At 52.7% G+C, this 24,308-nt stretch carries 27 protein-coding genes and 3 pseudogenes; 6 read left to right on the top strand and 24 right to left on the bottom strand.

Features of this window, described 5'->3' with window-relative positions; genetic code table 11:
* Positions 1-15 precede the first annotated feature (15 nt).
* The 8 genes from MTP36_RS05160 to MTP36_RS05125 all read right to left on the bottom strand — a co-directional run bounded on the left by MTP36_RS05160 (position 16) and on the right by MTP36_RS05125 (position 7,019).
* Positions 16-291, bottom strand: a complete 276-nt coding sequence (locus MTP36_RS05160; protein ID WP_249253941.1) for a hypothetical protein — start codon at positions 289-291, stop codon at positions 16-18.
* Entirely contained in the window at positions 291-566 is a 276-nt protein-coding gene (locus tag MTP36_RS05155; protein ID WP_249253939.1) for a hypothetical protein, read from the bottom strand. The genes MTP36_RS05160 and MTP36_RS05155 overlap by 1 nt, the downstream gene beginning before the upstream one ends.
* A gap of 101 nt (positions 567-667) precedes the next feature.
* On the bottom strand, positions 668-1,000 hold the full coding sequence (locus MTP36_RS05150) for a plasmid mobilization protein (RefSeq protein WP_249253938.1): 333 nt from the start codon (positions 998-1,000) through the stop codon (positions 668-670).
* Positions 997-2,607 carry a helicase-related protein gene (locus tag MTP36_RS05145; protein ID WP_249253936.1) on the bottom strand — a complete coding sequence of 537 codons (1,611 nt, stop codon included), beginning with the start codon at positions 2,605-2,607 and terminating at the stop codon, positions 997-999. The genes MTP36_RS05150 and MTP36_RS05145 overlap by 4 nt, the downstream gene beginning before the upstream one ends.
* Positions 2,608-2,686: 79 nt before the next feature.
* Positions 2,687-2,959 (bottom strand): transposon-encoded TnpW family protein, encoded by a 273-nt coding sequence (locus MTP36_RS05140; protein WP_249253935.1) that lies wholly within the window; start codon positions 2,957-2,959, stop codon positions 2,687-2,689.
* A gap of 23 nt (positions 2,960-2,982) precedes the next feature.
* A complete protein-coding gene (locus tag MTP36_RS05135; RefSeq protein ID WP_249253933.1) occupies positions 2,983-4,848 on the bottom strand; it encodes an AAA family ATPase in 1,866 nt (621 codons plus the stop codon).
* A 12-nt stretch (positions 4,849-4,860) separates the two neighbouring features.
* On the bottom strand, positions 4,861-6,432 hold the full coding sequence (mobQ, locus tag MTP36_RS05130) for a MobQ family relaxase (protein WP_442900286.1): 1,572 nt from the start codon (positions 6,430-6,432) through the stop codon (positions 4,861-4,863).
* 269 nt (positions 6,433-6,701) lie between these two features.
* Complete coding sequence (locus MTP36_RS05125; protein WP_249253929.1) at positions 6,702-7,019, bottom strand: DUF3847 domain-containing protein; 318 nt, start codon at positions 7,017-7,019, stop codon at positions 6,702-6,704.
* A gap of 114 nt (positions 7,020-7,133) precedes the next feature.
* Between MTP36_RS05125 and MTP36_RS05120 the strand changes: the two genes are divergently transcribed.
* The 5 genes from MTP36_RS05120 to MTP36_RS15945 all read left to right on the top strand — a co-directional run bounded on the left by MTP36_RS05120 (position 7,134) and on the right by MTP36_RS15945 (position 11,846).
* The gene (locus tag MTP36_RS05120) at positions 7,134-7,796 is read left to right on the top strand and encodes a response regulator transcription factor (protein ID WP_097784655.1); all 663 of its coding nucleotides are present in this window, start codon (positions 7,134-7,136) and stop codon (positions 7,794-7,796) included.
* Positions 7,793-8,809 carry a sensor histidine kinase gene (locus MTP36_RS05115; RefSeq protein WP_249253927.1) on the top strand — a complete coding sequence of 339 codons (1,017 nt, stop codon included), beginning with the start codon at positions 7,793-7,795 and terminating at the stop codon, positions 8,807-8,809. Before MTP36_RS05120 ends, MTP36_RS05115 begins: the two co-directional genes overlap by 4 nt.
* 126 nt (positions 8,810-8,935) lie before the next feature.
* A complete protein-coding gene (locus MTP36_RS05110) occupies positions 8,936-9,706 on the top strand; it encodes an ABC transporter ATP-binding protein (protein ID WP_097784657.1) in 771 nt (256 codons plus the stop codon).
* Positions 9,693-11,708: an FtsX-like permease family protein gene (locus MTP36_RS05105; protein WP_249253925.1), complete on the top strand. Its 2,016-nt coding sequence runs from the start codon at positions 9,693-9,695 to the stop codon at positions 11,706-11,708. The genes MTP36_RS05110 and MTP36_RS05105 overlap by 14 nt, the downstream gene beginning before the upstream one ends.
* Before the next feature lie 3 nt (positions 11,709-11,711).
* On the top strand, positions 11,712-11,846 hold the full coding sequence (locus tag MTP36_RS15945) for a hypothetical protein (RefSeq protein WP_256466537.1): 135 nt from the start codon (positions 11,712-11,714) through the stop codon (positions 11,844-11,846).
* 188 nt (positions 11,847-12,034) lie between these two features.
* Here MTP36_RS15945 and MTP36_RS05100 read toward each other — a convergent pair whose 3' ends face one another.
* The 11 genes and pseudogenes from MTP36_RS05100 to MTP36_RS05050 form a co-directional block, all read right to left on the bottom strand.
* Positions 12,035-12,241 (bottom strand): hypothetical protein, encoded by a 207-nt coding sequence (locus MTP36_RS05100; RefSeq protein ID WP_249254397.1) that lies wholly within the window; start codon positions 12,239-12,241, stop codon positions 12,035-12,037.
* Positions 12,234-12,551, bottom strand: a complete 318-nt coding sequence (locus MTP36_RS05095) for a hypothetical protein (RefSeq protein WP_249253923.1) — start codon at positions 12,549-12,551, stop codon at positions 12,234-12,236. The genes MTP36_RS05100 and MTP36_RS05095 overlap by 8 nt, the downstream gene beginning before the upstream one ends.
* Before the next feature lie 104 nt (positions 12,552-12,655).
* A complete protein-coding gene (locus MTP36_RS05090) occupies positions 12,656-13,042 on the bottom strand; it encodes a TnpV protein (RefSeq protein WP_249253921.1) in 387 nt (128 codons plus the stop codon).
* Complete coding sequence (locus MTP36_RS05085; protein WP_249253919.1) at positions 13,039-14,967, bottom strand: recombinase family protein; 1,929 nt, start codon at positions 14,965-14,967, stop codon at positions 13,039-13,041. The genes MTP36_RS05090 and MTP36_RS05085 overlap by 4 nt, the downstream gene beginning before the upstream one ends.
* 103 nt (positions 14,968-15,070) lie before the next feature.
* Positions 15,071-15,610 (bottom strand): annotated as a pseudogene (locus MTP36_RS05080) (type IV secretory system conjugative DNA transfer family protein); the annotation flags it as partial.
* A complete protein-coding gene (locus MTP36_RS05075; protein WP_249253915.1) occupies positions 15,607-16,065 on the bottom strand; it encodes a PcfB family protein in 459 nt (152 codons plus the stop codon). The pseudogene MTP36_RS05080 and the gene MTP36_RS05075, both read right to left, overlap by 4 nt.
* Before the next feature lie 30 nt (positions 16,066-16,095).
* Positions 16,096-16,536: a DUF3846 domain-containing protein gene (locus MTP36_RS05070; RefSeq protein WP_249241543.1), complete on the bottom strand. Its 441-nt coding sequence runs from the start codon at positions 16,534-16,536 to the stop codon at positions 16,096-16,098.
* A gap of 134 nt (positions 16,537-16,670) precedes the next feature.
* Positions 16,671-17,141, bottom strand: coding sequence for a hypothetical protein (locus MTP36_RS05065; protein ID WP_249253914.1), 471 nt, complete (start codon positions 17,139-17,141; stop codon positions 16,671-16,673).
* 65 nt (positions 17,142-17,206) lie between these two features.
* A pseudogene (locus MTP36_RS05060) lies at positions 17,207-17,485 on the bottom strand (ParB/RepB/Spo0J family partition protein); the annotation flags it as partial.
* Between the two features lie 17 nt (positions 17,486-17,502).
* Positions 17,503-18,015: pseudogene (locus tag MTP36_RS05055) on the bottom strand (replication initiator protein A); the annotation flags it as partial.
* A gap of 233 nt (positions 18,016-18,248) precedes the next feature.
* Positions 18,249-18,668, bottom strand: a complete 420-nt coding sequence (locus MTP36_RS05050; RefSeq protein ID WP_249253913.1) for a nuclear transport factor 2 family protein — start codon at positions 18,666-18,668, stop codon at positions 18,249-18,251.
* A 148-nt stretch (positions 18,669-18,816) separates the two neighbouring features.
* Between MTP36_RS05050 and MTP36_RS05045 the strand changes: the two genes are divergently transcribed.
* A complete protein-coding gene (locus MTP36_RS05045; protein ID WP_242958601.1) occupies positions 18,817-19,500 on the top strand; it encodes a sigma-70 family RNA polymerase sigma factor in 684 nt (227 codons plus the stop codon).
* 3 nt (positions 19,501-19,503) lie between these two features.
* On the opposite strand, the gene MTP36_RS05040 is transcribed toward MTP36_RS05045, so the two are convergent.
* The 5 genes from MTP36_RS05040 to MTP36_RS05020 form a co-directional block, all read right to left on the bottom strand.
* The gene (locus MTP36_RS05040) at positions 19,504-20,118 is read right to left on the bottom strand and encodes a toprim domain-containing protein (protein WP_249253911.1); all 615 of its coding nucleotides are present in this window, start codon (positions 20,116-20,118) and stop codon (positions 19,504-19,506) included.
* Positions 20,115-21,143, bottom strand: coding sequence for a DNA polymerase III subunit delta (gene holA / locus MTP36_RS05035; protein ID WP_249253909.1), 1,029 nt, complete (start codon positions 21,141-21,143; stop codon positions 20,115-20,117). The genes MTP36_RS05040 and holA overlap by 4 nt, the downstream gene beginning before the upstream one ends.
* 68 nt (positions 21,144-21,211) lie before the next feature.
* On the bottom strand, positions 21,212-23,251 hold the full coding sequence (locus tag MTP36_RS05030; RefSeq protein WP_249253907.1) for a ComEC/Rec2 family competence protein: 2,040 nt from the start codon (positions 23,249-23,251) through the stop codon (positions 21,212-21,214).
* A gap of 90 nt (positions 23,252-23,341) precedes the next feature.
* Positions 23,342-23,881, bottom strand: coding sequence for a phosphoribosyltransferase family protein (locus MTP36_RS05025; protein WP_055186529.1), 540 nt, complete (start codon positions 23,879-23,881; stop codon positions 23,342-23,344).
* Between the two features lie 27 nt (positions 23,882-23,908).
* Positions 23,909-24,241, bottom strand: a complete 333-nt coding sequence (locus MTP36_RS05020) for a histidine triad nucleotide-binding protein (protein WP_097779513.1) — start codon at positions 24,239-24,241, stop codon at positions 23,909-23,911.
* Between the last annotated feature and the right edge of the window lie 67 nt (positions 24,242-24,308).

Raw genomic sequence — 24,308 nt, 5'->3', positions numbered from 1 at the left:
GCGGCACATCATCCATCAGGATTGACGGAACAACTTTTCAAAATCAGCGGCACCGGCCAGATACATTGCCTGATATCGTACGCTTTCCAGCTCATTGCAGATCTCATCCAGCTGAAGATACTGCTTCCATGCTGCTTCGCCCACCATTTTCCGGTGTGCGTCTTCCGCTGCCAGTTTTTTCCGCAGGAGTTCGTGATACCGTGCATTGCTTCCCAATTCATCCCGAAAAAGCGTTGCCTCACGGTCATTGAAATAATCCAGCATTTTATCTTTATCCATCGTTTTCTCCATTACAGTTCCGTAAGCCATTCGCTGAATCGCTTGACGGCTTCCACAATCGCCGTTCCTGCCACGATGAGCAAAAAGCACCCGAACTCTGCCACAAAAAGGATCAGGAACTGCGTCCATTCCCTATAATAAAGAGTATAAAGTCCGCAGCCAAAAATATACAGCATCGGCAGCGCAAGCACAAATGCCGACAGATTCAATGTCAATTTCAGCATCAGTGCAAGGAAAGCCGTAAGCAGCGAAAACGGAAGAATGACCATCTTAAAAATGAACCTCATATCGAGCACCTGCCTTTCGCCCTTATTATAAAGGTATCTCCGCATCCATTGCAAGGATGTCAATCGATATGTAATCCGCAGCTCCCCTCTGCGGAAAAAAGTTAAAGTTCAGACAGTTTGGAAAGAATCTGTTTTCCGATGCCAATCAGCTCGTCCAGCCGATGCCGCAAATCTTCAATGTCTGCAGCATAAAGCTGATTGCTTTCATTCACACGTTTTGTCACCTGATTCAGATTGTTGCTGCAATTCTGAAGCAGGTACGACATCCGGCGCAACTGCGGCAGGTCAAGGTTCAGACAATAACCATCCAATGCCATTTTGCGGATATACGCACTCAGACTGCGGATGCCCATGCCATACATCTTTTCGTAAATCCGATTCTTTTCGGTTTTTGTGATGCGCAGGATCAAAATCTCGTCCCTCTTTTCTCTCATCGGGCATCACCATCCCGGTCCGAGTAGCTGCGGAACGGCTTGACCGGTTCCTCCTTATCCGACTTTTCGTTCAGGGCGGCCAGCACGGAAGGGCGCGCAGATTCCTCATCCGGCGTTTCTTCCATCTCCGGCTCGTGATGTTTTTCGTCCACATCCAGCTGTGCATTCAGTTCAGCCAGCCGTGCAGATTTTTGTGCCAGTTCTTCTTCCTGCGGAAAGGGCTTTTCCACTTCTGCCTGCGCTGCCGTCTGTTGCTGCAGCAGATTCTCCAGTCGGTTTTCTGCATTGGCAATGCGCTCATCAAAACCGGCCAGCAGGTTGTCCAGTCGGGTGATATTGCCGTGCGGGTCGGCACCAAGTGCCACCGGATAAATCGCCTTGCCTTTCAGCACCGCCTGCTGCTCGTTCCGGACCGGTTCATAGCGCACCGAAAGCTCAAAGCCGCGGTACTCGCCCAGCACAACTGGCTCTGTGTCGGGAAGTTCTTTTGCCGCCAGAATCAACCGTTCACCGGCAGTCTTTTTGTCATCGAACATCATGCCCTTGATGGTCATCCCGCAGAAGTTTTCCTTGTCCTGCGGATGGGCCGCAGCCGTTTCCGCATCGGTTTTCAGTGCGGAAATATGCGCTCTCTGCTGCTGAATATCTGCCGGGAACTGCGTCAGCAATTTGTCTTCCAGACGATATTTCTGGCTCTGATGGTCAGCTTTCAGAACTTTCAGCTTAGCCACCTGCACATCAAGGTCCATCTTTTCCTTAATCAGCGGGTTTCCGGCACACAGCGCCTTGACTTCGGCGTAAGAGAGCGCCTGCTCATCCACATCATCGCAGGAACGCACCGGGGATTTGCTGGTCATAATCTGCGAGATAAATCGCTGTTTATTTTCCAGTGTCTGCCAAAGGTACGCGTCAAAAGTTCCTTCCGTGACGTAGTTGAACACCTTCACCTCTTTGTTGCGGTTTCCCTGCCGGATGATACGACCGTTGCGCTGGGTCATGTCGCTGGGCTTCCAGCCAACATCCAGATGATGCACCGCCACAAGCCGGTCCTGCACATTGGTGCCTGCACCCATCTTTGCAGTGCTGCCCAGCAGAATCCGCATATCGCCGGAGCGCACTTTGGAGAACAGTGCCGTCTTTTTTGCTTCAGTGTCCGCCGAATGGATAAAGGCCACCTCACTTTCCGGCACGCCTGCGGCCAGCAGCTTTGTTTTGATGTCATCATAAACATTGAACTGCCCATCGTTTTTCGGCGTCGAGAGGTCGCAGAACAAAAGTTGGGTCAGCTTCTGGTCTTTGCCCTCCTCCCAGATCTTCAACACGTTCTGCACACAGACGTTCAACTTGCTGTTGGGGTCGTCTGGCAGCATGGGATTCATCAAACGAACATCCAAGCCAATCTTGCGCCCATCGTTGGTGACGCAGAGCATATTGTCCACGGAGGCATCCACGGCGCCGGAGTGGATTTCTTCAGCACGTTTGCTCAGTTCCTGCACCATTTCCTTTTGAATCTCCGAGGGTTTTGCCACCACGGTTTCAAACCTTGCTTCGGGCACAGGCAGATGAAGCTGGTCAGAGGTTTTAATGTCCGCAACCTCCTTGAACATGGCCATCAGCTCCGGGAGGTTAAAAAACTTGGCAAACCGGGTGCGTGCACGGTAGCCCGTGCCCTCGGGCTGGACTTCGTCAAGAGGTTTTCGGTAATTTTTCTAAATTCATCAGGTTGTCCGCAAGGAAGTCCCTTGTAATTTCGTGTCTGCACATATCCTTGAACATCTTTTCAATCGGCTTTTTTGCAGTTTCGGACTGCTTCACGCACACAATAAAGGTGGTTTTACCAATCTGCACCGAATAACTCGAATTCTGATTTTCCATTGAATTTCTCCTTTTATCGTCACTTTTTGAATTTGGCTGGCAGACTGGCAACTGTGGGTGTACCATGATTTTCTTGCCAGCCAAATTTTTTCTGCCAGTCAAATGGCTTATTCCATCCAAAAGACCTTCTTGCGGCCTTCCACGATCTTGCTTTTCAGGGCATCGCCCAGTTCCCGCTTGGCATCCCGGACAGTTCTACCGGGGATGCCCCTTTCCAGCGCCGCCTTGTCGATGTCCTCGCTGAGCACCTGTTTTCCTCCGGCAAGCAGGGTGCAGATCAGATCTTTGGCTTGCTGGGTCTTGGTTTCACGCTGCGGTTCGATGCCGGACAGCATTTCGTCTGCGGTAATGTCGTACTCGCCGACCCAGCGGAAGCCGCTCTCGTCCCCCAGAGAGAACGCCAACGACACGCCCGGCGGGGCAAGGGAACTTTTTTCGTGGGTCAGGATGCGCATGGTGGGGTCGTGCTTCAGCTTGCCGATGAACATGACGCTACGCACGGCGGCGGCAATGTCGATGGAGCCGAGGCCCCGCTGCAGGCTCTGCATTCCGGCGGCTTTGTTCAGGTGCCCAATCAGCAAAATAGCGCAGCCTGTTCGCTGCGCTACCTGTCCCAGCCGCATGAAGATGGGGCGCACTTCGTTTGCCCGGTTCATGTCCACATCGGCACCGAGATACGCCTGGATCGGGTCGATGATGACCAGTCGGGCGTTGTTCTCGACAATGGCTTTTTCAATTCGTTCATCGGAGAGCGTCAGCTGCACATCGCTGTCATCAATGACCAGCACCCGGTCAAGGTCTGCTCCGGCTTCGATCAGGCGGGGCTTGACCGTATCGCCCAGACCGTCCTCGGCAGTCTGGTAGATCACGTTGAAAGGTTCCATGCGCTCCATGTTGGGCAGCAGCTTTCCATTGGTGCAGGCAGCTGCAAGGTGCATGGCAAAATAAGTCTTGCCCTCGCCCGGATTGCCTTGCAGAACACTGAGCTTTCCAAAGGGCAGATACGGCTTCCAAAGCCATTCCACCGGGGTTAGCTCCACGTCGCTCATGCGGATAATCTTCACCACTTTCGGTTTTGACGGCTCTTTCAGCACGATGCTCTTGAAATAATTGCGATTCGGGATTTCTGCTCGGTGCACCAGAACATCGTTCCAGTCTTTCATGCAGGGCTGGATGCGGGTCACGCTCACGGTGTCCGGCAACAGAGCAGCCAGACGCTTGCAGGCGTCCTCTCCGGCTTTGTCAGCATCCAGACAGAGGAACACCCGCTCCACGTCTGGGCGTTCAGAAAGAAACTGCTGTAGCGCCTTGCCCGACACCCCGCCTAGCGACAGATAATTGTGCTGCTGCCAGTTTTTCGGGAACAGCTCAATGAAGGACAGCAGGTCGATGGGCGCTTCAAAGACCAGCAACTGCTTGTCGGTGCCACGATGGGCAAAGCCAAACGCCTTTTCTGCGCAGGCTACATCCTGCCGAAACTTCTCCCGAATCCCACGGCTGCTTGCGTAACGGGGATGCTCGTCCGCATCCCGTCCCACAAAGACCACGTTGTGGTGGGCGGCTTCCTCGTAAATATCTCCGGCAGCGATGAAGAAGTTCACCAGTGACGGGCTGAGTTTTCGTTCCTGCGTCAGATAGTTCAAGATGTTGGCGTTGGTGACGTTCCGCAGCGGTAAGCGAAACGCCGGAGAGGGGGCGGGGTCAGCCTCCGGCTGAGCTTCGCTCAGCTCTCCGGTCAGCATCTGCACCGCTTCGGGGAAGGACTTGCCGTAAAATTCCATCACGAAATCCACCGGAAAGCCGCCCTTGCTCTGGCTGTGCCGGAACCATTTGTTTCCGCAGACGGTCAGGCTGTCGTGGGCTTTCCAGCGGTATTCTTTTCCGCTGCGCACCAGCGTTTCGCCCTGTGCCCGGAGAAACTTTTCCAGATCCACCGCATTGGCTTTGTCGATCTGGGCTTGGGTGTAGGTCATGCTGCTTCCTCCTTAAAGCTCCTGTGTGTGTTTTTTCGCTTCCGTTTTCATTACAGACTGTGCGGTCTTGGCTTCTTCCAGCTTTTTCAGCACCGATTCCTTTTCCGGGGTCTTGCCGCCCGGTACGGAAAGCTGCTGCTTATTCAGCACCATGTCGATATACTTGCGGATATTTTTCAGTGCGGAGATGTCCGGCTGCAAGGTTTCCAGTTGGGTGCGCAGCTCTGCGCTGCTAGATTGCAGCGCAGAAAATTCGGCATACAATGCCGAAAAATCCACCGCTGTGCTGCCGTTCAGCTTCATCAGGGTGCGGACAGCTTTATTAAAGGTGTCCAGCTCCTCTTTGTGCTGGGCGGCATAAGCGTCCTTGGTCAGCTTGAAGTTCTTTTTGATGAAGGTATCGTGGATGGGCTTCAACTTGGCATGGACGGCGGCAGCATCCTTGATCTGGGCGATTGCCCGCATCCGGTTCTCGTTCTGCTTCAACTGTCTGCGGAGAGGGGCGGCAGTCTGGTTCAAGTTAGAAATTGCGGTGTCCAAATCCTCGATGGTGTTCAGAGAATGAGCCTTCAGGTAGTCCACCGCCTGCCGAATCTCCTCAAAGTCCCGGACAGTGCATTTCAGTTTTGCCTTGCCAGACCAATCGCTGCGCTGCTCATTGCGGAGATTGAAATAGTCCACCAGAAGATCGGACAGCGTAGGTTCCTTCGACTTTTCCAGAGCGTCCAGAAGAAGCTGTTTCTTTTCGTTCAAGTCTGCGATCCAGCGTTGCAGACCACGGATGGCACTGCGGACAGACTGCATCAGGCTGTTGGCGGCTCGAATGTCCCGGTTCAGGTTTCCGAGAAAGGTTTCCACTCCACGCTTTTCCATCTGGTGTGCAGCGGGGCCGAGATGCACGGTCGGAATCTGTTGAACTCCCTGACGCTCAAACGAGCGGAGGTCAACACGTTCCGGTCTGCCAGCGGCTTCCAGATAGCGGTTGGTGATAGTTTCCCAACCATGCCGCCAGACCTCGGCGTACTTCTGGTCGTTCCAGTCCAACGTGTTTTCTTTGTGGCACTTCCAGTTGCCAGAGGGGAGCTGGATGCGCTCACCGTTTTTGTCGAGGTCGTAAACCTTTCGGGCTTTCGGGAGCCACTTGCCGTGTTCATCTATTGCCCGGAGCGTCAGCAGAATGTGGGCGTGTGGGTTGCCATCGCCCTTGTCGTGGATGGCAAAGTCGGCTATCATACCTTTGGAAACGAACTGCTCATTGCAAAATTCTTTTATCATGGAAAGATACTGGTCTTTTGGAACTTCTCTCGGAAACGCCAGCACGATACGCCGGGCAAGCTGGGAGTTCCACTGGTTCTCCACGGCTTCCACGGCGTTCCAGAGGGTGGCACGGTCTGCATATCCGGGCAGCGCATTAGGTGGAAGCATAATTTCGGTGTGGACAAGTTCTTTTTTCTTGTTGTAGAATTTTGTTTTCTGGTCGTATTCGCTGAACAGCCGTTCGCCGCTCTGGTAAGCGGCCCCGGCAACAGCGGACTGCCCTTGGCTGCGTTTCACGATGGTAATTTTGAAATGCGGACACGGAATAGGCATCACCCCCAAACAAAAAGACCGCCCAGCAAGATTGCTCTTGATGAACGGTCTGGAATCATATTCGGTTGTGCTCGCCGCCTTGGAACGGAGTGCTGTGCGCTTCGGTCTCAGGCGGGAGCCGCAAAAGGATAGCTGCAAAGCAGCGCAAGGAAAATACAGTTTTCCTTGGGATGAAATCGGGCTGGCGCACAAACGCCAGCTTCGATTTCATCGAGCCGTCTGCAAGACCGCAATTTCACCGGAACGGTGTATAATTGCGCCCTTTATTCTAAAGGGTTTTGGACGTTGCTGCGTTCGTGAACGTCATGCACCATCTTTGCAAGCGCCAGCACGACTTCCGGCTGACGGAATGAAATTTTCAGCAGCTCCATCACCTGATCATCGGTCAGTTCTCCCGGACAGACCAGAAAGCTTTCCAGCATTCCCGCACGGGTGCAAAGACGATGCACACGCTCTCTCCGATTCAGCTCTGACATCTGGCGTTCAAGGAACTTCTCCCGGTGCTGACAAGAGCGCAGCTTCTGCTCCGCTTTGGCTTTTTCGCTGCGGAGATAGGCAAGATCGGTTTTCGGTTGGGTCATGGCATCGCTCTCCTTTTTCAAAAGTTTTTATTCGGTTACAAACATTTTATAATTCATATTTACCGCCTTGTATTCTTTGAGATAACGAATATAATACGTCTAGGAGGTGTGAGCATGAAAATCTTCATTATAGAAGATGAACCGGCAATCCGCGAGGAACTTGTTCAGCTTCTTCAAAAGTACGGCTACCAATGCGACAGCAGCGATGATTTTCACCACATTGTGCAAGCTGCTCTTTCATCAGGAGCCAACTTGATTCTCTTAGACATCAATCTGCCCTATCAGGATGGTTTCCAAGTATGCAGAGAAATCCGACAGAAATCCAATCTTCCTATCATTGTACTTACCAGCAGAAACAGCGATTTTGACGAGTTGATGAGCTTGAACATCGGCGCAGATGATTATATTGCAAAGCCGTACAATGCACAGATTCTTTTGGCGCGAATCCAAAAACTTCTGGCTCGGACCTATGAAGTACAGGACAACATCGTTCTCACGCACAAAGGCTTGACCTTAAATTTGCTCAAGGCGGAAATCAGCTATCAAGGGAACAAAAAATCACTTACCAAAAATGAACTTGGAATTTTGCGCCTGCTTATGGTGAATAAGGGCAACATTATTCCCCGTGACGCTATTATTGATGAACTCTGGCAGAGTGAACAATTTATAGACGAAAACACATTGAATGTCAACATCGTTCGGTTACGGAAAGCACTGACCGAAATCGGTCTGCCGGACTATCTGGAAACGAAACGTGGTTTAGGGTATTGCGTATGAAGTTATCCGAGTATCTGCTTGACCGTATCTTTTCCCTGATTTGTATGCTGGTGGCTGCACTCGTGCTGCTTGCGCTCCTCTGGCTGATTGAAACACCTGCTGTGTTTATTCTGTTTGCCGAGGTGATTTTACTTGCAGCGTACAGTACAGCGCTGCTGTATGATTTTTTCCGCAAGCAGAGTTTTTATAATCTGCTTCAAAAAATGACAGAGCAGATGGACATAAAAACTCTTTTAGGCGAGTTAATGGTGCCGCCTCATTTTTTAGAGGGGCAGATTTTGGTGGACGTTCTGCGGTGCTGCAACAAATACCAGAACGACCAGCTTGCCTGTGCAGAACAGGAGAACCGTGAATATCGGGAATACCTTGATTCATGGGTGCATGAAATCAAAACGCCTATCACCTCTGCCCGGCTGATCGTTGAAAATGAAAAGAATCCCACCACACTGCGAATTGACGATGAACTGCGGAAAATTGATGCTTATGTGGAGCAGGTGCTATATTACGCCCGCAGTACCGATGTGGAAAAGGACTTTAAGGTGGAGAAAACCACCTTGCAGGCATTGGTGTACGCTGCGCTAAAAACGTACTCAAAGTCGTTGATTCAGGTCGGTGGAAAGCCGGTTCTAAAGGAACTGGATATTCCTGTGTCCGCAGACAGCAAAAGCTGCACCTTTGTGATCGGACAGATTCTGTCCAACGCCATTAAGTATCGGAAAGATAATTTACAAGTTGAATTTTCAGCCAGAGCAGAGAAAAACACGGTATCTCTTTTCATTTCCGATAATGGCATTGGTATTTCTGCTGCTGACTTGCCGCGCGTGTTCGACAAAGGCTTTACCGGTGAAAACGGCCGCCGTTATTCCAAATCAACCGGCATTGGTTTGTACTTGAGCCAAAGGCTGTGTCGAAAAATGAATATCTCACTTTCTATTTCCAGCGTTCCGGGACAGGGAACGACTGTGACGATGGTTTTTCCTACGGAAAGCTATTTGCAGGCGGCGGGGCTGTAAAGCCTCGCTTTTTTCAACCTTACATTTTGGTAATACAAATGTAATCTAACTTAATGGCATCGGAAAATTCCTTGTGGTAGAGTAAAAGCACAAAAGCAAGGCGCTTTTGAGAAAGGAGCCTGACCTATGGGCGATACGATCTTACGGGTGGATGACATCCAAAAATTTTACGGTAACAAAGGCAACCTGACAAAAGCCATCGACCACATTTCTTTTTCTGTTCGCAAAGGAGAATTTCTCGGCATCATGGGTGCTTCCGGCTCTGGCAAAACCACCTTGCTGAACTGCATTTCCACGATTGATACCGTCACCAGCGGTCATATCTATGTAGAAGAAAAGGACATCACGGCGCTTCACGGGGCACAGCTTGCAGACTTTCGAGGAAAAAAGCTGGGGTTTATTTTCCAGAATTTCAATCTTCTGGACACCTTGACCGCCTATGAAAATATCTCTCTGGCCCTTTCCATCGCAGGTGCCAAACCCAGTGAAATAGAGCAGCGTATTCCACAGATTGCCCAAGCGCTGAACATTCAGGATGTATTGGGGAAATATCCTTATCAGATGTCCGGCGGTCAGCAGCAGAGAGTAGCGGCCGCAAGAGCAATGGTGACAAATCCCGCCATCGTACTGGCAGATGAACCGACCGGCGCACTGGATTCCAATTCTTCCCGAATGCTGTTGACAATGTTGACCGAATTGAATGAACGGCTTTCAGCAACGATTCTCATGGTAACGCATGACGCTTTTTCTGCCAGCTATTGCAATCGCATTTTGTTTATCAAAGATGGGCAGGTGTTCAACGAACTGCATCGTGGGACGGATACGCGCAAAGAATTTTTTACAAAAATTCTGGAAGTAGTTTCCGTCTTGGGAGGTGAACAGAGTGAACACATGTAAGCTGATTTTCCGAAATGTGTGCAAGAACATTCGTGACTATCTGATTTACTTTCTTACGCTGACCCTTTCGGTCAGTTTGTTCTATGCGTTCAATTCCATTTCTGACCAGCCGGCTTTTTCCAACATGGGCATGACCGGCACGCTCTTATATCGTCAGCTCGGCATTATGCTTTCTACGCTTTCCACTATGATTGCGGTTGTTCTGGCTTTTCTGATTCTTTATGCCAATCAGTTTTTATTGAAACGTCGCAAAAAGGAATTAGGCGTGTATATGATGCTCGGCATGAAAAAAGGGCGTATTTCCCGGTTGTTTGCAGGCGAAACGCTTTGTGTTGGCATCATTGCGCTGGGCACAGGATTGCTTTTGGGCTTTTTCTTTTCGCAAGGGTTTTCTTTGATTGCATTGCGGCTTTTTGCAATCAATCTTGAAAAGTTTCGGATCGTGTTTTCAGCCGGAGCGCTTCGCCAGACCGTGTTGTGTTTCACAATCATCTTTTTTATCGTCATGCTTTTCAATATTCGGTCTGTCACCAATGTTAAATTGATCGACCTATTGACGGACAGCAGAAAAAACGAAAGTATGCAGACTGAAAACCGTATCTTGCCGGTTTGTCTGTTCCTGCTCTCGCTGCTTTGCATCGGAATTTCTGCCGCGCTGTTCAACAAAAACGGGATTCTGCCATCTCACGAAAATAATCTGTTCCAGTTGGCAGCGGCGGCATTGGTCGCGGGAACTTTTCTGCTGTTCTACTCGCTGTCAGCCGTTTTCATGCAAGCAGCAAGTGCAAGGAAATGCTTTTACCTGAAAGGTCTGAATACGTTCCTTGTCCGTCAGATTGGCAGCAAAATCCGAACCAATTATCTTGTGGTAACGGTTGTATGCGGATTGCTGACCATTACGATCTGCGCCGTGTCAATTGGCGCAAGCACAGCGCTTGCTATGAACAAAATGTCCCAATCTGCAACGCCCTATGATTTGAACGTGCTTTCCAATGTTTCTGTTGATGGGGACAGCGATATTGCTGCCTACCTCGCCGCACACGATATTACCATAAGCAACTACGCCAAAGTCACAGAACAAATCAGTGTTTACGAGGCCGATATGACCTACTCTGAACTATTTGAAGGACAGAAAGTCAAATTTTGGCCGATTGATGAAAAAGTTCCTGACAGCAAGGTTTCCGTAATCTCCATTTCGGACTTGAATCGTGCCTTATCCATGCAGAACAAAGCACCCATCACGCTGAACGATGGCCAATACCTGTTGAACTGCAACTACAATGGAACGTATCAGTATGTTGCTGCTGCATTGCAGAGCCACCCGGAAATCACGGTTGGCGGGGCGACTTTACAGCGTGCAGAAGATAACGTTTTGCAGGAAACATACGTTATGACTTCGGTTGGCAATAATGACCGCGGCACCTTGATCGTTCCCGATTTCGTCACCGCTTCTCTTGAAAAAGACGTAAATGTGCTTTTGGTGCAATATAAACCAGATGCAGATTCCAATGAAGTTCTGCAAAAGATGATTCCGATTGGATTGGATAGTACACACGGCTATCGGTATGCCGAGAAGAACATGATGTATGAGACGTTCTACGGCCTTGATGCCTTGGTGAGCTTCCTTTGCTGCTATACCGGGTTGGTCTTTTTGCTGATTTGCGCCGCACTTCTAGCGTTAAAACAGCTTACCGAAACGACCGACAATGTGTATCGTTATGGCTTGCTGCAAAAGCTGGGTGCAGGCCGCTGGCAAATCGATCATACGCTTTTTGTGCAGACAGCCGTGTTCTTTGCCATTCCGCTAGTCGTCGCTGGCGTGTATTCTGCTTTCCTGATTGACAAAGCAATGGCTGTGGTAGAAGAATTTATGAATATCCATATCGCAACCAATATCGGACTGACAATCGTTCTTTTTCTGCTTGTCTACGGAAGCTATTTCCTTGCAACGTATCTTTCCTGTAAACGTATTGTCACAGAACAGCGAGAATTGGAGGTCTAAACTATGTTGCCCGAAAATGTAAACTGGAATGCCGTATTGCAAAGCATCACCGACACATGGCTCCCTTTAATTGGTATGGTCGCCGGAATTATTTTAGTTGCTATAATCGTCCATGTAGCACAAAAGAATAAAAAGTAAAAACACCTGCCGCACGACGGCAAAAGAAAAAAGCCGTCGTACAGCAGACATATCCGCGCGCCCATTTTGAACCGGCGGCTCAATTTTCAGAGCCGCCGCTTCTTTGTGTTTACACAAACCAATGATGACTTGCAGGGATACGGTAGCCGATTGGAAGTTGTTTTACCATAGCAGATCAGTTATCGTTTTCAGGAGACCCGCACGGGCTGGATAGCCAGCGCAGCACCCCTGATCTGATACGTCACCCCGCCAGCTTCACCCCTTGCTTTTCTCTGGCACACCTCCGGGTGCTGTGTAGCAAGGGCGTCAAGCTTTTTCTGCAAGGCGGGATTCAGCGTAAACACGCTGCTTGTTCCGTCCTCGCTGGCGTAGATCATGGTTTCCAGCTTAAACATCGTCAATCAGTTCTTCCTCCTCGGATTCGTCAAAGATGGTCGGGCCCCAGTCCTCGTCCTCCTCGATGTCCCGTGACATTTTCTGCATCATGGTGTAATGCTCCATCTCGGAACGGACGAAGTAGAACATCTGGCCGTACCAGTCTGCCAGCGTTTCGTTCTCCAGCTTCCGGCAGAAGTCATACACCTGCTTGTTCTGGTCTGGGTCAACCGTCAGCCCGGCGACTCCGTACAGCCGCTTGCGGGTCAGCTCCAGATCGGCGCAGCCATAGGTGTAGAGCAGCTTCTTTTCTTCAAACGTCAGTTTCATAGGCTTGTTCCTCCGTATCAAAAAAGGGCCTGCCCTGTGCAGACCCGATGTAACAAAAAAGACCGCCGTGCGTTGTGCAGGGCGGTCAGAGATGCGATATTGTATTAGACAAAAATCAGCTCAGACTTGATGATTTTCTCGGCACGGTTGCGGATGCTGTTCATCCGGCGCACCCACTCCAGTTGATCGGCAGCTTTCAGGGCTTCGGTCACGCCCTCGGCTTCCTGCATCTGCCGGATGGTCAATGCAAGCTGTTCCTCGACCTGCTTGTCTAGCTTGGCAAGATAGCCGTCCAGTTCACCGGACAGGAGCAGTTGGTTGTACCGGACAGGGTGCTGCTCCTTCAGGTACGTCTTATGTAAGCGGCCCCACCGCCCGGTGGGGTGCTCTGCCGGGGCTGCTGCGGTCAGGTTCGGCAGATAGTGGTCATTGACAAGGGTGTAGTCCAGGCCGGTAGTGTTGTCATGGATGGATTTCTTCAGTTCGTTCATGCGGATTCTCCTTTCATTTCTTCAGATGGTTCAAATTGAATGGGGACTGTATCAGCAGGCTCCTGTTGAGCCAGCTTTTTATTTTGGGCATACTTGCGGCATCGTTCACGGCCTTTCTGTAAGAGGGCTTCATACTCTGCTGCCGCCTGTGGATCGGTTTTAGCTGCTTCACGCAGAGCAGCACGTTTCTTTTTGCGGTTTTCCCCGGCAGTTTTCTGATATTTCTTACGCTTGGCAAGCTGCTGTTCTGTAAGATTTTTCTTGTCGCTGCGGCTGATCTCAATTTGACTAGGGAACGTATCACCAATAAAATTGAAGTAGATGTCGATTTGCTGCTGACGGTAGATCGTCCGTCCGCCGGATGCGGAATGAATCACCACTTTTTCTACCAGTTCGTACAGCATTTCATCTGTCAGCGTGTCACAGTCCTTGTATTTCCGAATCAGTTTGATAAAGCGTTTCAGATCAACCTTCGTTGTTTCAGCGTTGTCCAGTTCTTTCTTCAACTCGGCAATGCGAGCTTCGCAGACAGTTTGTTCATCATCATATTGCGCCATCAAACGTTGATACTGTCGTTCGGGGATTTTTCCTAAGACGCTGTTTTCATATAGGCTCCGAATCAAAGCGTCCAACTCGTCCATTCTTTTTTGAACTGAATGCAGTTCTTTTTTACTCTCGGAAGATACCTGTGTGTTTTGGTTTTCCCATGCAGCTTGAAGCTGCTTGGCAAATTCATCCTCATTTTCAATAATTTCTTTTGTCATCGCTTTGATTGCATTGAGAATAGCGGTTTCAATGGTTGAGGTCTTGATAAAATGGGATGTGCAGGAAACGTACATATTACGGTATTTGCTGCACTGCCATGAAGAATCCGAATCATACACTACATCAGAATCCCGATGTTTGGATTCGGGGCTGGAAAAGCTCATTCGGGAGCCACAGTCAGCACAGAATACCATTCCGGCTAACCGGTGCGAGTATGTTCCGCTCGGAAGTTTTTTCGGATTCCTCTTGCGCAGCCTCTGTGCTTTATCCCATGTTTCTTGGTCGATGATAGCCTCATGAGTGTTTTTGAATATAATCCTTTCTTCCGGGGTTGCAGCACGGCGCTTTTTCAACTTGAAGTTCTCACGGATACTTTTACATAGCACTGTATGGCCGAGGTATTCCTGCCGGTCAAGAATATAGGTCAAGGTGGTCGTATTCCACCGATAGGGGTCGTGGTACGAATGGTTTCGGGCAGCTTCGGGATGATGCCGTTCTTCGTATGCAGACGGAATCAGCACTTTTTCGTCCGAAAGCGTCTGACCGATTTGCGCAAGACTGGCACCGCTGGCTGCCATATCGAAGATCCTGCGGACAACGGCAGCGGCTTCCGCATCTATATGAAGGGTTTGCTTATCACCGGGAACCCGCTTATAACCGTAGTGAATACTGCCGCTGCACCGTTTGCCATCCTGCATCCGCGATTTGAAAACGGCACGGATTTTATTGCTGGTATCCTTGGCGTACCACTCGTTCATGATGTTCAGGAACGGAGTAAAGTCATTGTCCGTGGGATTGGCACTGTCAACATTATTGTTGATAGCGATGAACCGAACACCCTTTGATGGAAACTGAATTTCCGTGTAAAATCCAACTTCCAGATAGTTTCTTCCAAAGCGGCTCATGTCCTTTACAATGACAGTTGCAATATGCCCGGCTTCAATTTCGGCAATCATGGACTGGAAGCCGGGACGATTGAAATTCGTTCCGCTGTATCCATCGTCCGTAAAATGCTGGATGTTGTTAAAGCCGTTTTTGCGAGCGTAATCTTCCAGATACTTTTTCTGATTCAGAATGCTGTTAGATTCACCTTGCAGCTCATCATCTCTGGAAAGCCTTTCGTACAGTGCCGTGATTTTTCCTTGGTTGGATTTTGCCATAGTTTCACCTTCTTTTATTTTTAGTAGGAATACGATATGTAACAAAGATACGATACTTTTCTGATTTTGTAAACGCATCTTTGCTTTATCCTCGATAATTATAACCCTTCGGGTCCGTAACCACGAATGAAACCGGAAAGGCCTTGGAATCACACTGCAGCAGGTTCGGCTTAATAAAAAATCTCGTCTTACCACTGCCGGAACCTCCCACTACCAGAACATTTTTGTTCCGCGCATTCTTGGGGTCGGGCGGACGGTTGCTCATCATCAGACGTTCAGTTTTCGTCAGAATGATGTTGTCCTCGAACTTCGGAGCCTGAAACGGCTCAATGTCCTTGGCATTGCCCCACCGGGCTGAACCGTACTCCATGCCATGCCGGTATTTCTTTGCATTCTTGCTTTTCAGGTAAACTGCAAGCCGAAGCCCGGCACCGCAGCAGATGCCCACCAGAATGTCCAGCGGATGAAGGCTCGGCAGCGGATTTGCAAAGGCCACCGGAATCGTGCCCATCAGAGACAGAATCCTATCTCCCATCTCTTTGCCTTCAGCCAGCCGCCATGCCTCACCGAAATTCGTTGCCGCAAGTCCCAGCAGAAGGTAGGGCAGATACAGAGCCAGCAGCTTGGAAAAATTCTTTTTCATAGGCCAAGCTCCTGATCTTTGTTGCGGACTTTATCGGGAATCGCCGCCACCGCCTGCACCAGTTCCTGCAGTTTTGCCAGCACAGAAGGCCGCTTGGTTTTGTTCAAAACCGAAGCCGAATATTCTTTGAATGCCGCGCTCAACGCATCCGTGTCCTGCGCCTTGAAATAGACCATATAGCGGGGCGGTGTGCAGGAAATATCCTTTTGAACCGCATAGTCAATGTGGCAACGCTTGGCATATTTCGCAAAGCCTTTGATGCCGGTTTTCTCGATTTCCACATTGGTCACACCCCGGTTCTGCCGAATCAGGCGCTTCATGCTCTGTTTTCCCTGCGAAGCATTCTTGTCGTACTGCCGCAGCAGAAACTGCGCACCTTTCAGGAAAGTCCGGGCCGTCAGCTTTGTGGTTGAAATGGCAAAGTTGACTGTCTTGTGTTCAACTTCCTCCTGCATTTATACCACCCCCTCTGCAGGAATATCTCCTCATCGTTCGTGCGCCGCCGGGGGCTTTGCTTTTGCCGTTTCCGTCCGCACATTTTCGTCCGGAACGGGCAGCACCAGCATTTGACGGCCCAGGCGCATAAAAGTTTCCGGCTGATGAAAGAGCTCTTCGTATTTCTGCGTCAGCTCCGGGGAGAGGGATGCAAAATCCTCCTCGCCCAGACCCACCACCAGAAACGTTCCGGCAACCACATCATAGGCCTCGCCGCTTTCATCCCGCAGAGCGCGGTTCAGCGGCAGCCCCATGAGCTTGCCGTCATCGTTGTAAACGATAGCCACCGGGTCTTCAAAGGGATAGCTTGCACCAATCGAGCCGCCAACCGCCTGCTGCAGCGCTTTCAGGTCATTGTCAATCTCAATCGGCTTCGGATGCTGCCCCGGTGCGATTTGCAGCACCGAAAGGGTATTCTTTTCCTGTTCCATCCGTATCCTCCTTTACCGTAATCACAATTTCTCCGGTTCGTGCCGCCTGCATCAGGGAAGCGGCAAAAAAACCGCAGAAAACGCCCAGTTCAAAGAAAGCAAAGCCCACAAAAAAGCTCATCATTGCGGCCTCCTCAGTCCAGGCAGATGCAGTTCAGGTTCTTGCCGTCGGCCATAAGCGCCGTGCTGTGCTGTTCCAGATACTCCTGAATGCAGTGCAGGTCGCCCATCGTCAGGGAGACATACCCGCCTTCCATGTTGAAGCGGACGAAGACGACCGGACCGGTCAGGTAGCGCTTGCCCGACAGCTCCAGCACCTGCTTGGGGTTGTAGCAGCCCGCCACGGGCAGCTCCTTGGAAATGCCGAAGGTGTCATCCGTCTCGTCAAAGCAGGGCAGAATGCCGGGCGCTTCTTCCAGCAGAATGGCGCTCAGGTCCCTCGCCGGGCCGACTGCCGCCAGATAAACCTGCGGGTCACCGTACTTGCGCTCTGCAATGTCGCTCATCTTGTTGAAGAAGCCGGAAACGGCACGCTCCATGCCGTCGATTTTGCGGCTCATGTTCTCAATGGTCTTTGCGGTCTTGAAATCAATCGTGGTATTCATAGTCGTTGTCCTCCAAAATTTTGCAAAAAAGAAAAGACCTCATGGGTCTTCCGGTTCCGATTTTGTCAGCGTTCGTTCTGACGCTGTTGTCTGCGCTGCCACTGTTCTAGCAGCTTGATGATGACATCTTCCATCTGCCGGGGCGTGTAGCTGCGGGGAAAATACTTTTTCAGGGTATCGTTTTTGATGACCACCTTGTCCAGTTCATCCTTTTTGGTTTCCCCCATAATGGCAAAGGCGGCTTCATAGGTGAGCTTTCCTTCCTGCGCCAGCTTTTTCATTCGCTGCGCCTGCGACAGGGACGGCGCGTTTTGGGTCTCGTCCATGGCCTGCAAAAAATCCCGCTATTGAGCCTCGTCCAGAGAAGATTCACGATTTGATCGATAGTGTCCTCCTCATCCGGGCAGACCCGGAGCAGCAAGCCCACCTCTAACGACTGCATAAAATACGCTTCCAGCCGTGTGCGCTCATCCGGTTCGTCCTCCGCGTCGGAAGAGAAAGGATCAGGTTCACTCCCCTCGGTTTTATTCCACTCAGTCTTATTTCTTCGTTGTTTTGCCGCATCCTGTACCTCGGAATCAGCGTTCCCAGAATCGTTCTTTCCACGATTGCGGCATCGTGGGTCTGCAAAGTTTTTGACGTAAATCAGATTGGGTTTTCCCAGCCCGCGCCGTTTGCGCTCAATCAGTCCAAACTTTTCCAATTCCCGGAACAGTTTGGTTGCCTTGTTGTCTGCGCAGCCCAGTGCATCCATCACTTCCTGCACAGGAAAAATGATATACACCCTTCCCTGCTCATCCAGCCATCCGTTTTTCACCGACAGCCCCATGCGGTCCAACAGGATGCCGTACAGCGTCTTTGCATCGGTGGACAAGTCAACTAGAGTGAGAAATTGTTGCTCACTTTGCATTCATTGAAAAACGTACATATTTAAAAGCATGTTGTGCTACCAAAAGTAACGGGCAAGGATGAGATATTTTTCAGTTTTGCTTGGCATTTTGTCTTTTTTCGGATTTCAGCGTATAAAAAAGCGGACAACCGTTTTGGGGTTGTCCGCAGAAGGATGTATTGTTTTCGTCACTCGATAAATGGGAATTTATAGTCCTCTCAAAACCAATTTGCTTTTTCTTCTTGAAATACGGGAATATCACTATCTCGATATGGATTGTAATTATGAAGATTGCAACCAAACTCTTTTAATGATTTTATTTTGTTATCCTGTGTCCATACAATTAAAGATATTCCGTCAAATTCTTCAACATTTCCATTATTCATTTTGTTTTTAAAATACCACTCCACGATTGTTTGATTGCCTTGATGAAAAAATTGCTTAATCTCCCAAACAAGAACACTTCCGCGTGTATTCCATTCGTCAAACCAGTGCTTTACCGTTTTGCGGTTTTCATATTTAGGACTCCAACTCTCAGTATATACAACATCATCTGTAAAAATATTGTCAATTCCTAAATCTGCTTTCTTAATCCACATATCAAACCATAATCGGATAATTTTTTCTCTCTCGTTCATAAAGTACCTCCATAACTTCCGAGTTATCCCCCTCAGTATACCACGCTTTTCCCTCGCAGAAAAGCTGCTGCGCACAAAAGGCTTCTCCGGCAACTATCCGCGCCCCGGCTCATACAATCTAACAACTATGTACCGGGAGGGATATCGTGTGCTGCTGACCTTACTGCAATTTTTCGCCACAAAATTTCTGTTTCTGGCGCTCCATCTGGAAAGCGGCTGCTTTCCGCGTCCGCTCACAGCCCGGGAGGAAGCCGCCGCCTTCAGCGCCCTGCGCGCCGGAGATGCCGCCGCCCGGGAAAAGCTGATCCGCCACAATCTGCGGCTGGTGGCGCACATCGTAAAAAAATATTACGCCCTGCCGGGCGACCAAGAGGATCTTGTTTCCATCGGCACCATCGGGCTGATGAAAGCGGTAGATACCTTTGATGCCACACGCAAGGCGCGGTTTTCCACTTATGCAAGCCGCTGCATTGAAAACGAGATCCGTATGCAGTTCCGGCGGGAGCGCAAGAGCGGGCAGACCGTCTCCCTGCAAGAAGCCTTGGAGGCAGACGGGGACTCGGCGCTGACCTTAGCGGACGTAATACAGGACGGCTTTTGCATGGAGGACAGCTGTGAGCGGCAGGAGGATGTCCGACGGCTTCGGCAGCTGCTGGACACTCTGCCTGCCCGGGAGAGGCAGATCTTACTGTTGCGGTACGGGCTGGCAGGGCAGCCGCCCCTGACCCAGCTGGAGACCGCCGGGCTGCTGGGCATCAGCCGCAGCTATGTTTCCCGGCTGGAGACCCACGCGCTGGAACTGCTACGGCAAGCGTGGGGCAAAAACGGCTAGGTTTTACTCCCGCAAAATTTTCAACTGTAATTCGTCCAGTTGTTCAAAAGTGTATAGCCGGTTGAAGGCCTCCACCAGTTCCTTTTTGGAAAGGCGCGGCGGCAGCCCCAGTGCATTCAAGAGTCTAGTCTTGCGCTCGGCGCTGCCGGGCTTACCGGAAAGCCCCCACTCGTATAAATCGGTATAGGTGATCTGCCGCCCCGCCGGGCGCACCGGCGCGGCTCCGGCTTCTGCGCCCAAGGCGTCCAGCAGTGCCTGCCGCACAAGGGCGTCATCCACGCCCTCTACCCCCAGCAGACCCTCCTTGCCGGGCTGCGCCTTGCGCTTTTCCTTGCCGTGGATGGCGGGCACATAGGCCTGAACCACGTTCTCCGCGCCCACCATATTGGTGATGTAGTTGCGGATGCGGAAGCCTGCCGCGTCTGAATCCGTGAGCAAGATCAGGCCGTTTTTCTGCGCCAGCGCCCGGAACAGTTGCTGGCGCTGTTTGTCTTTATAAATGCCAAAACCATCCGTCAGCAGGATCATGGCATCGGTCAGGTGCGCCAGACGGACGGCATCGTATTTGCCCTCCACGATCAGCACCCGGTCGGTATGGATCATCTCGCTTTGCATCATCTTCCGCTCCCCGCCAGCGCCAGACGGCACAGTGCTGTTTCCAGCAGTGTCTGCGCCGCCACAGGCTGGCTTTTCAGGCTCTGGTCCAGCTCCAGCAGCACCTGCAAGCAGGCCTCTAGCTGGGGCAGGGTGTAGTGGGCGGCAGTCTCTGCCGAGCGCTTCAGCCGGTAGTCACTGCCCTTATAGCCAAAATCCTTGTGCACTGCACTGTAATTTTTCCGTTTTGCCACCCCCAATTTGACCCGGTACAAATCTACATAGCTGCCGATCATCGCCGCTGTAATGGCAATGGGCTCCTGCTGCAGCCGCAGCAGAGTCTGTAACTTTTTGCAGGCTCCGGTGGCGTTTTTGGCTGTGATCATGCGGATCATCTCGAACACATCCGCTTCAAGGCTCACCGTGCCCATCTCTGCCACCATGGAGGCGCTCACGGTCTGGTAGCCGGACAGAGCACAGAGCTTGTCCACCTCGTTTTCCAGCAGAAACGGGTCCTCGCCGCAGCGCTCCAGCAATGCGGTGGCTGCGCCGTCCGGCAGGGTTGCGCCCTGCGCCTTTGCGCGCTCCATCATCAGATTTTTCAGTTCAAAGGGGCGAGGCTTTGCCAGTTCTTCCGTGTAGCCAATGGCCTTGCACTGGGCTTGCAGCTTTTGCGCCTGCTTGCCCAGCTTGAGCTTGCTGCGCTCCAGCGGGAACACACTGCCCAGCACTGCCACGGCGTTTTCCAAGCTGGAAAGGGTGCTGCACAGCTCGTCCAAATCCTTGCTGCCGTAGGCAGCGGGGTCTATTTCCGGCAGCACCACCACGCGCCGGGTGCCGAAAAAAGAGATGGTGCCCGCTGCCATGATGAGCTGTTCCAGCTCCGGGGCGGCACCGTCCAGGATGGTAGCGTCCTCGTCGCTGTCTGCCGACAGCACCCGCACCGCCGCCGCCACTGCCTGCCGCACCAGATACCGCTCGCTGGAATAAAAATAGTAGACCGGGCAGCCCTTGTCGGCCAGCTGCCGGAGTTTTGCTTCCGTGGCCATGCAAATGCCCCTTTCCTGTTATAAATTGCTCCTTGTATTGTACCACACTCGGCTTGGATTGCAAAGCATCACTCAAGCCTTTCACCGCCGGTGCGGCGCAGACTGAGGGAGGCAGTGTACTGCGTTTCCGGCGTCATCCAGCTGTAACTGCGCAGCGCCAGCAGCTTTTGGTACTGCACCACCTCCGGCTTTTTCGGTGTGGCAATCAGCCACTCCGTTTGCAGCGGCTGTACCAGCTCTGCCTTTCCGCTTAAGGTCACAAACTGCCGGTTGCCAATGCTCAGCCGTACAAGACACCCTTCCCGGGTGCGCAGCAGCTCCACCGCCGCCGGGGTGCAGCGCAGCTTACGGCTGGCATTGACCGGCAGACGCTCTGCCCGTATACCCTGCTGCGCGGGCAGGGTGCAGGCGGTTTTTGCGTTCATGCGCAGGTCTACCACCAGCTCCACGGTGCGCACGCCCCGCCGCGCCAGCTGGTTTTCCACCGCACGCCGGGCAGCGCTGCCGCCCCGGAACAGCACCACTGCCCGGTCGTTCTGGGCAACCACTACCGCAGGTGCCTGTGCGCTGCCCACAAGGTCGATGTGCACCACGTCCCGGCTGAGGGCGTTGCCCAGCCCGATGCCCACCGCTGCTGCCAGCAGAATGCCCGGCACTGCCACCCGCAGACGCACCCGCCAGCGGAAGGCAAGCACCCCAAGCCCGCACAGCAGCAGACAGACCAGCGCCGCGTAGGCGGTGTCAAAGTAGATGGACGCCCCGGGCTTTGTGCTGAGCCAGACCGCCCAGCCATTCAATAGCCCGGTGAGCAGGTCTGCCGCCCGGGAAAGCACCCCATGCACCGGTGCCAGCCACGGCACCAGTCCCACAAAAGCTACCGCCAGCCCCAGCAAAAGCAGCGGCTGCACCATCCACAGCACTGCGATACTGGAAACCACCGCCCACGCACTGACACTCAACCCCCGCAGCACCAGCACCGGGAAGGTAGCTGCCGAGGCGCAGGCGGCAATGCAGGCGCTTTCTGCAAGACCTTGCACCCCCTTCGGCAATTTGCTGTACCACGGACGTCTGACCGGCCTTTGCCGGTTCTCCCCTGCTTTGCCCCAGAAGCGCCTGTCCCGGGCGTCCCGCATCCGGCGGATGCAGGCAGAACCCGCCACCGTGCCCACCACTGCCGCAAAAGAGAGTTCAAAGCCGATATCCCACACCGCATAGCTGTTGGCAGCAGTCATCAGGATACCTGCCGCCGCCAGCGAGGTGAGGGCGTCCGGAGGTCCCCACACCCACACGCCCAAGGCGCTGACCCACACCGCCACGGCGGCGCGGCGCACCGAGGGCGTAAAGCCGGTCACGCCCATCAGCACCAGCGCCAGCAGGCTTTTCCAGACTGTGCGCCGTCTGCGGCGGCGGTAGCTCTGCTCCCAGCGATAGGGCAGCAAAACGCTCAGGATATCCCCGCACAGGATGGAAACGTGCATGCCGCTGACCACCAGCACATGGGAAAGCCCTGCGCCCCGGTAGGCGCTGCGCAGCTGCGCCGAAAGCCCGCTGCGGTCGCCCACCGTCATGGCAGCCAGCACGCCGCCGGTGTCCCGGTGCATCTCCCGGCGCAGGCTCTCACTCAGTTTTTGCTGCAAGCGGTGGGTGCGGGCGCGGAAGCTGCCGCTCTCGCCCAGTACGGTGAGCTGCGGCTTTTCGGCCAAGGGCTCTGCCTGCAAGGCGATGCCGTCAGCGTACTGCGCCGTCCGTTCTTCCATGTCCGGGTGTTGCAGCGTGAACCAGCCCTGCACCCGCTGCCCTGCCGCACAGGTGGGCAGTTCTGCACAGGTGATGCGGAAGCCCGCCGGGCTACCGTTCACGCTTTCCACCCACAGGGTCGCGTCCACTGTGTCCGAAAAATAGGTGCTGTCCGCGCGCTCCACCTCGGCGGTCAGCAGCACGGTGCGCCCAGCGTAGTTTGCCCGGGTACGCTCCAGCCGGGCGTTTGTAGTGTACACCGCGCAAAGTCCGGCCAGCGCGCCCAGCAGCAGGCGGACCGCCAGCTTGCGGCTGCGGCGCGGGATGCAAAGCAGCAGCAAAAAGGCAACAAAAAATGCCGCAAACGGCATAAAAAGCTCCGTTTGCGGCAAAAAAGTCCACAGGAAACTAAGGCCCATCATTCCGGCGCAGAACGCGCAGAGCGGGCGGCGCATCCCAGCTTAGTGGAAGAACAGGGGCAGCGGCTCAAGGAAGATGATATCCTTGCGCTCAGAAGCGTCGCCCTCGGCCAGAACAGCGGCCTGACCCACGATGGTGCACTGGGTCTTTTCAGCCAGCGCATCCAGCGCCTTCAGAGAGCCGCCGGTGGAGATGACATCGTCTACCACCAGCACCCGCTTGCCGCTCATTTTTTCCAGCTCCTTGCGGTCGATGACCAGCTTCTGCTTACCGGCAGTGGTAATGGACTGGTCCTCCACCACAACGGGGTCCGGCATATACAGCTTGACACCCTTGCGGGCGCAGATATAGGGCTTGCCGCTCTGGCGGCTCATCTCGTGTGCCAGCGGAATGCCCTTGGCCTCGGCGGTGAGCAGGATATCAAAATCCGGGCACTTCTTCAGCAGCTCCGCAGCAGCAGCTACGGTCAGCTCGGCATCGCCCAGCATGATGAATGCGGCAATGTCCATGTGGTCGTTCACCTTGCAGATGGTCAGCTCACGGGTCAGGCCTGCAACATGCAGGGTATAAGTTTCAGCCATAATCAAAATCTCCCTTTCGTATTGGAATCAGACAGGCAGTTTTTCGCCGCCCAGAACATGGAAATGCAGATGCTTCACGGTCTGGCCTGCGTCCTCGCCCACGTTGGAGATGATGCGGTAGCCGTTTTCCAGTCCCTGCTCCTTGGCCAGCTTTGCGATAACGGTAAAGATGTGGCCCAGCAGGGCACCATCCTCCTCGGTCAGCACAGCGGCAGAGGAGATGTGCTTGCGGGGAACCACAAGGAAATGCACCTTTGCCTGCGGATTGATGTCGTAGAATGCCACTACCTGGTCATCCTCGTACAGCTTTTTAGAGGGGATCTTGCCCTCTGCGATCATGCAAAACAGACAATCTTCCATGGGGGAAACACTCCTTCCTGCTTCTACAAAAGCCCGCCGCCCCGGCGCGCATCCGGCACCGGGCGCG

Source organism: Faecalibacterium sp. I4-1-79 (genome assembly GCF_023347235.1).
Lineage (GTDB): Bacteria > Bacillota > Clostridia > Oscillospirales > Ruminococcaceae > Faecalibacterium > Faecalibacterium tardum.
Note: the sequence above shows the minus strand (reverse complement) of the source record. Positions and strands in the feature narration are given on the sequence as shown.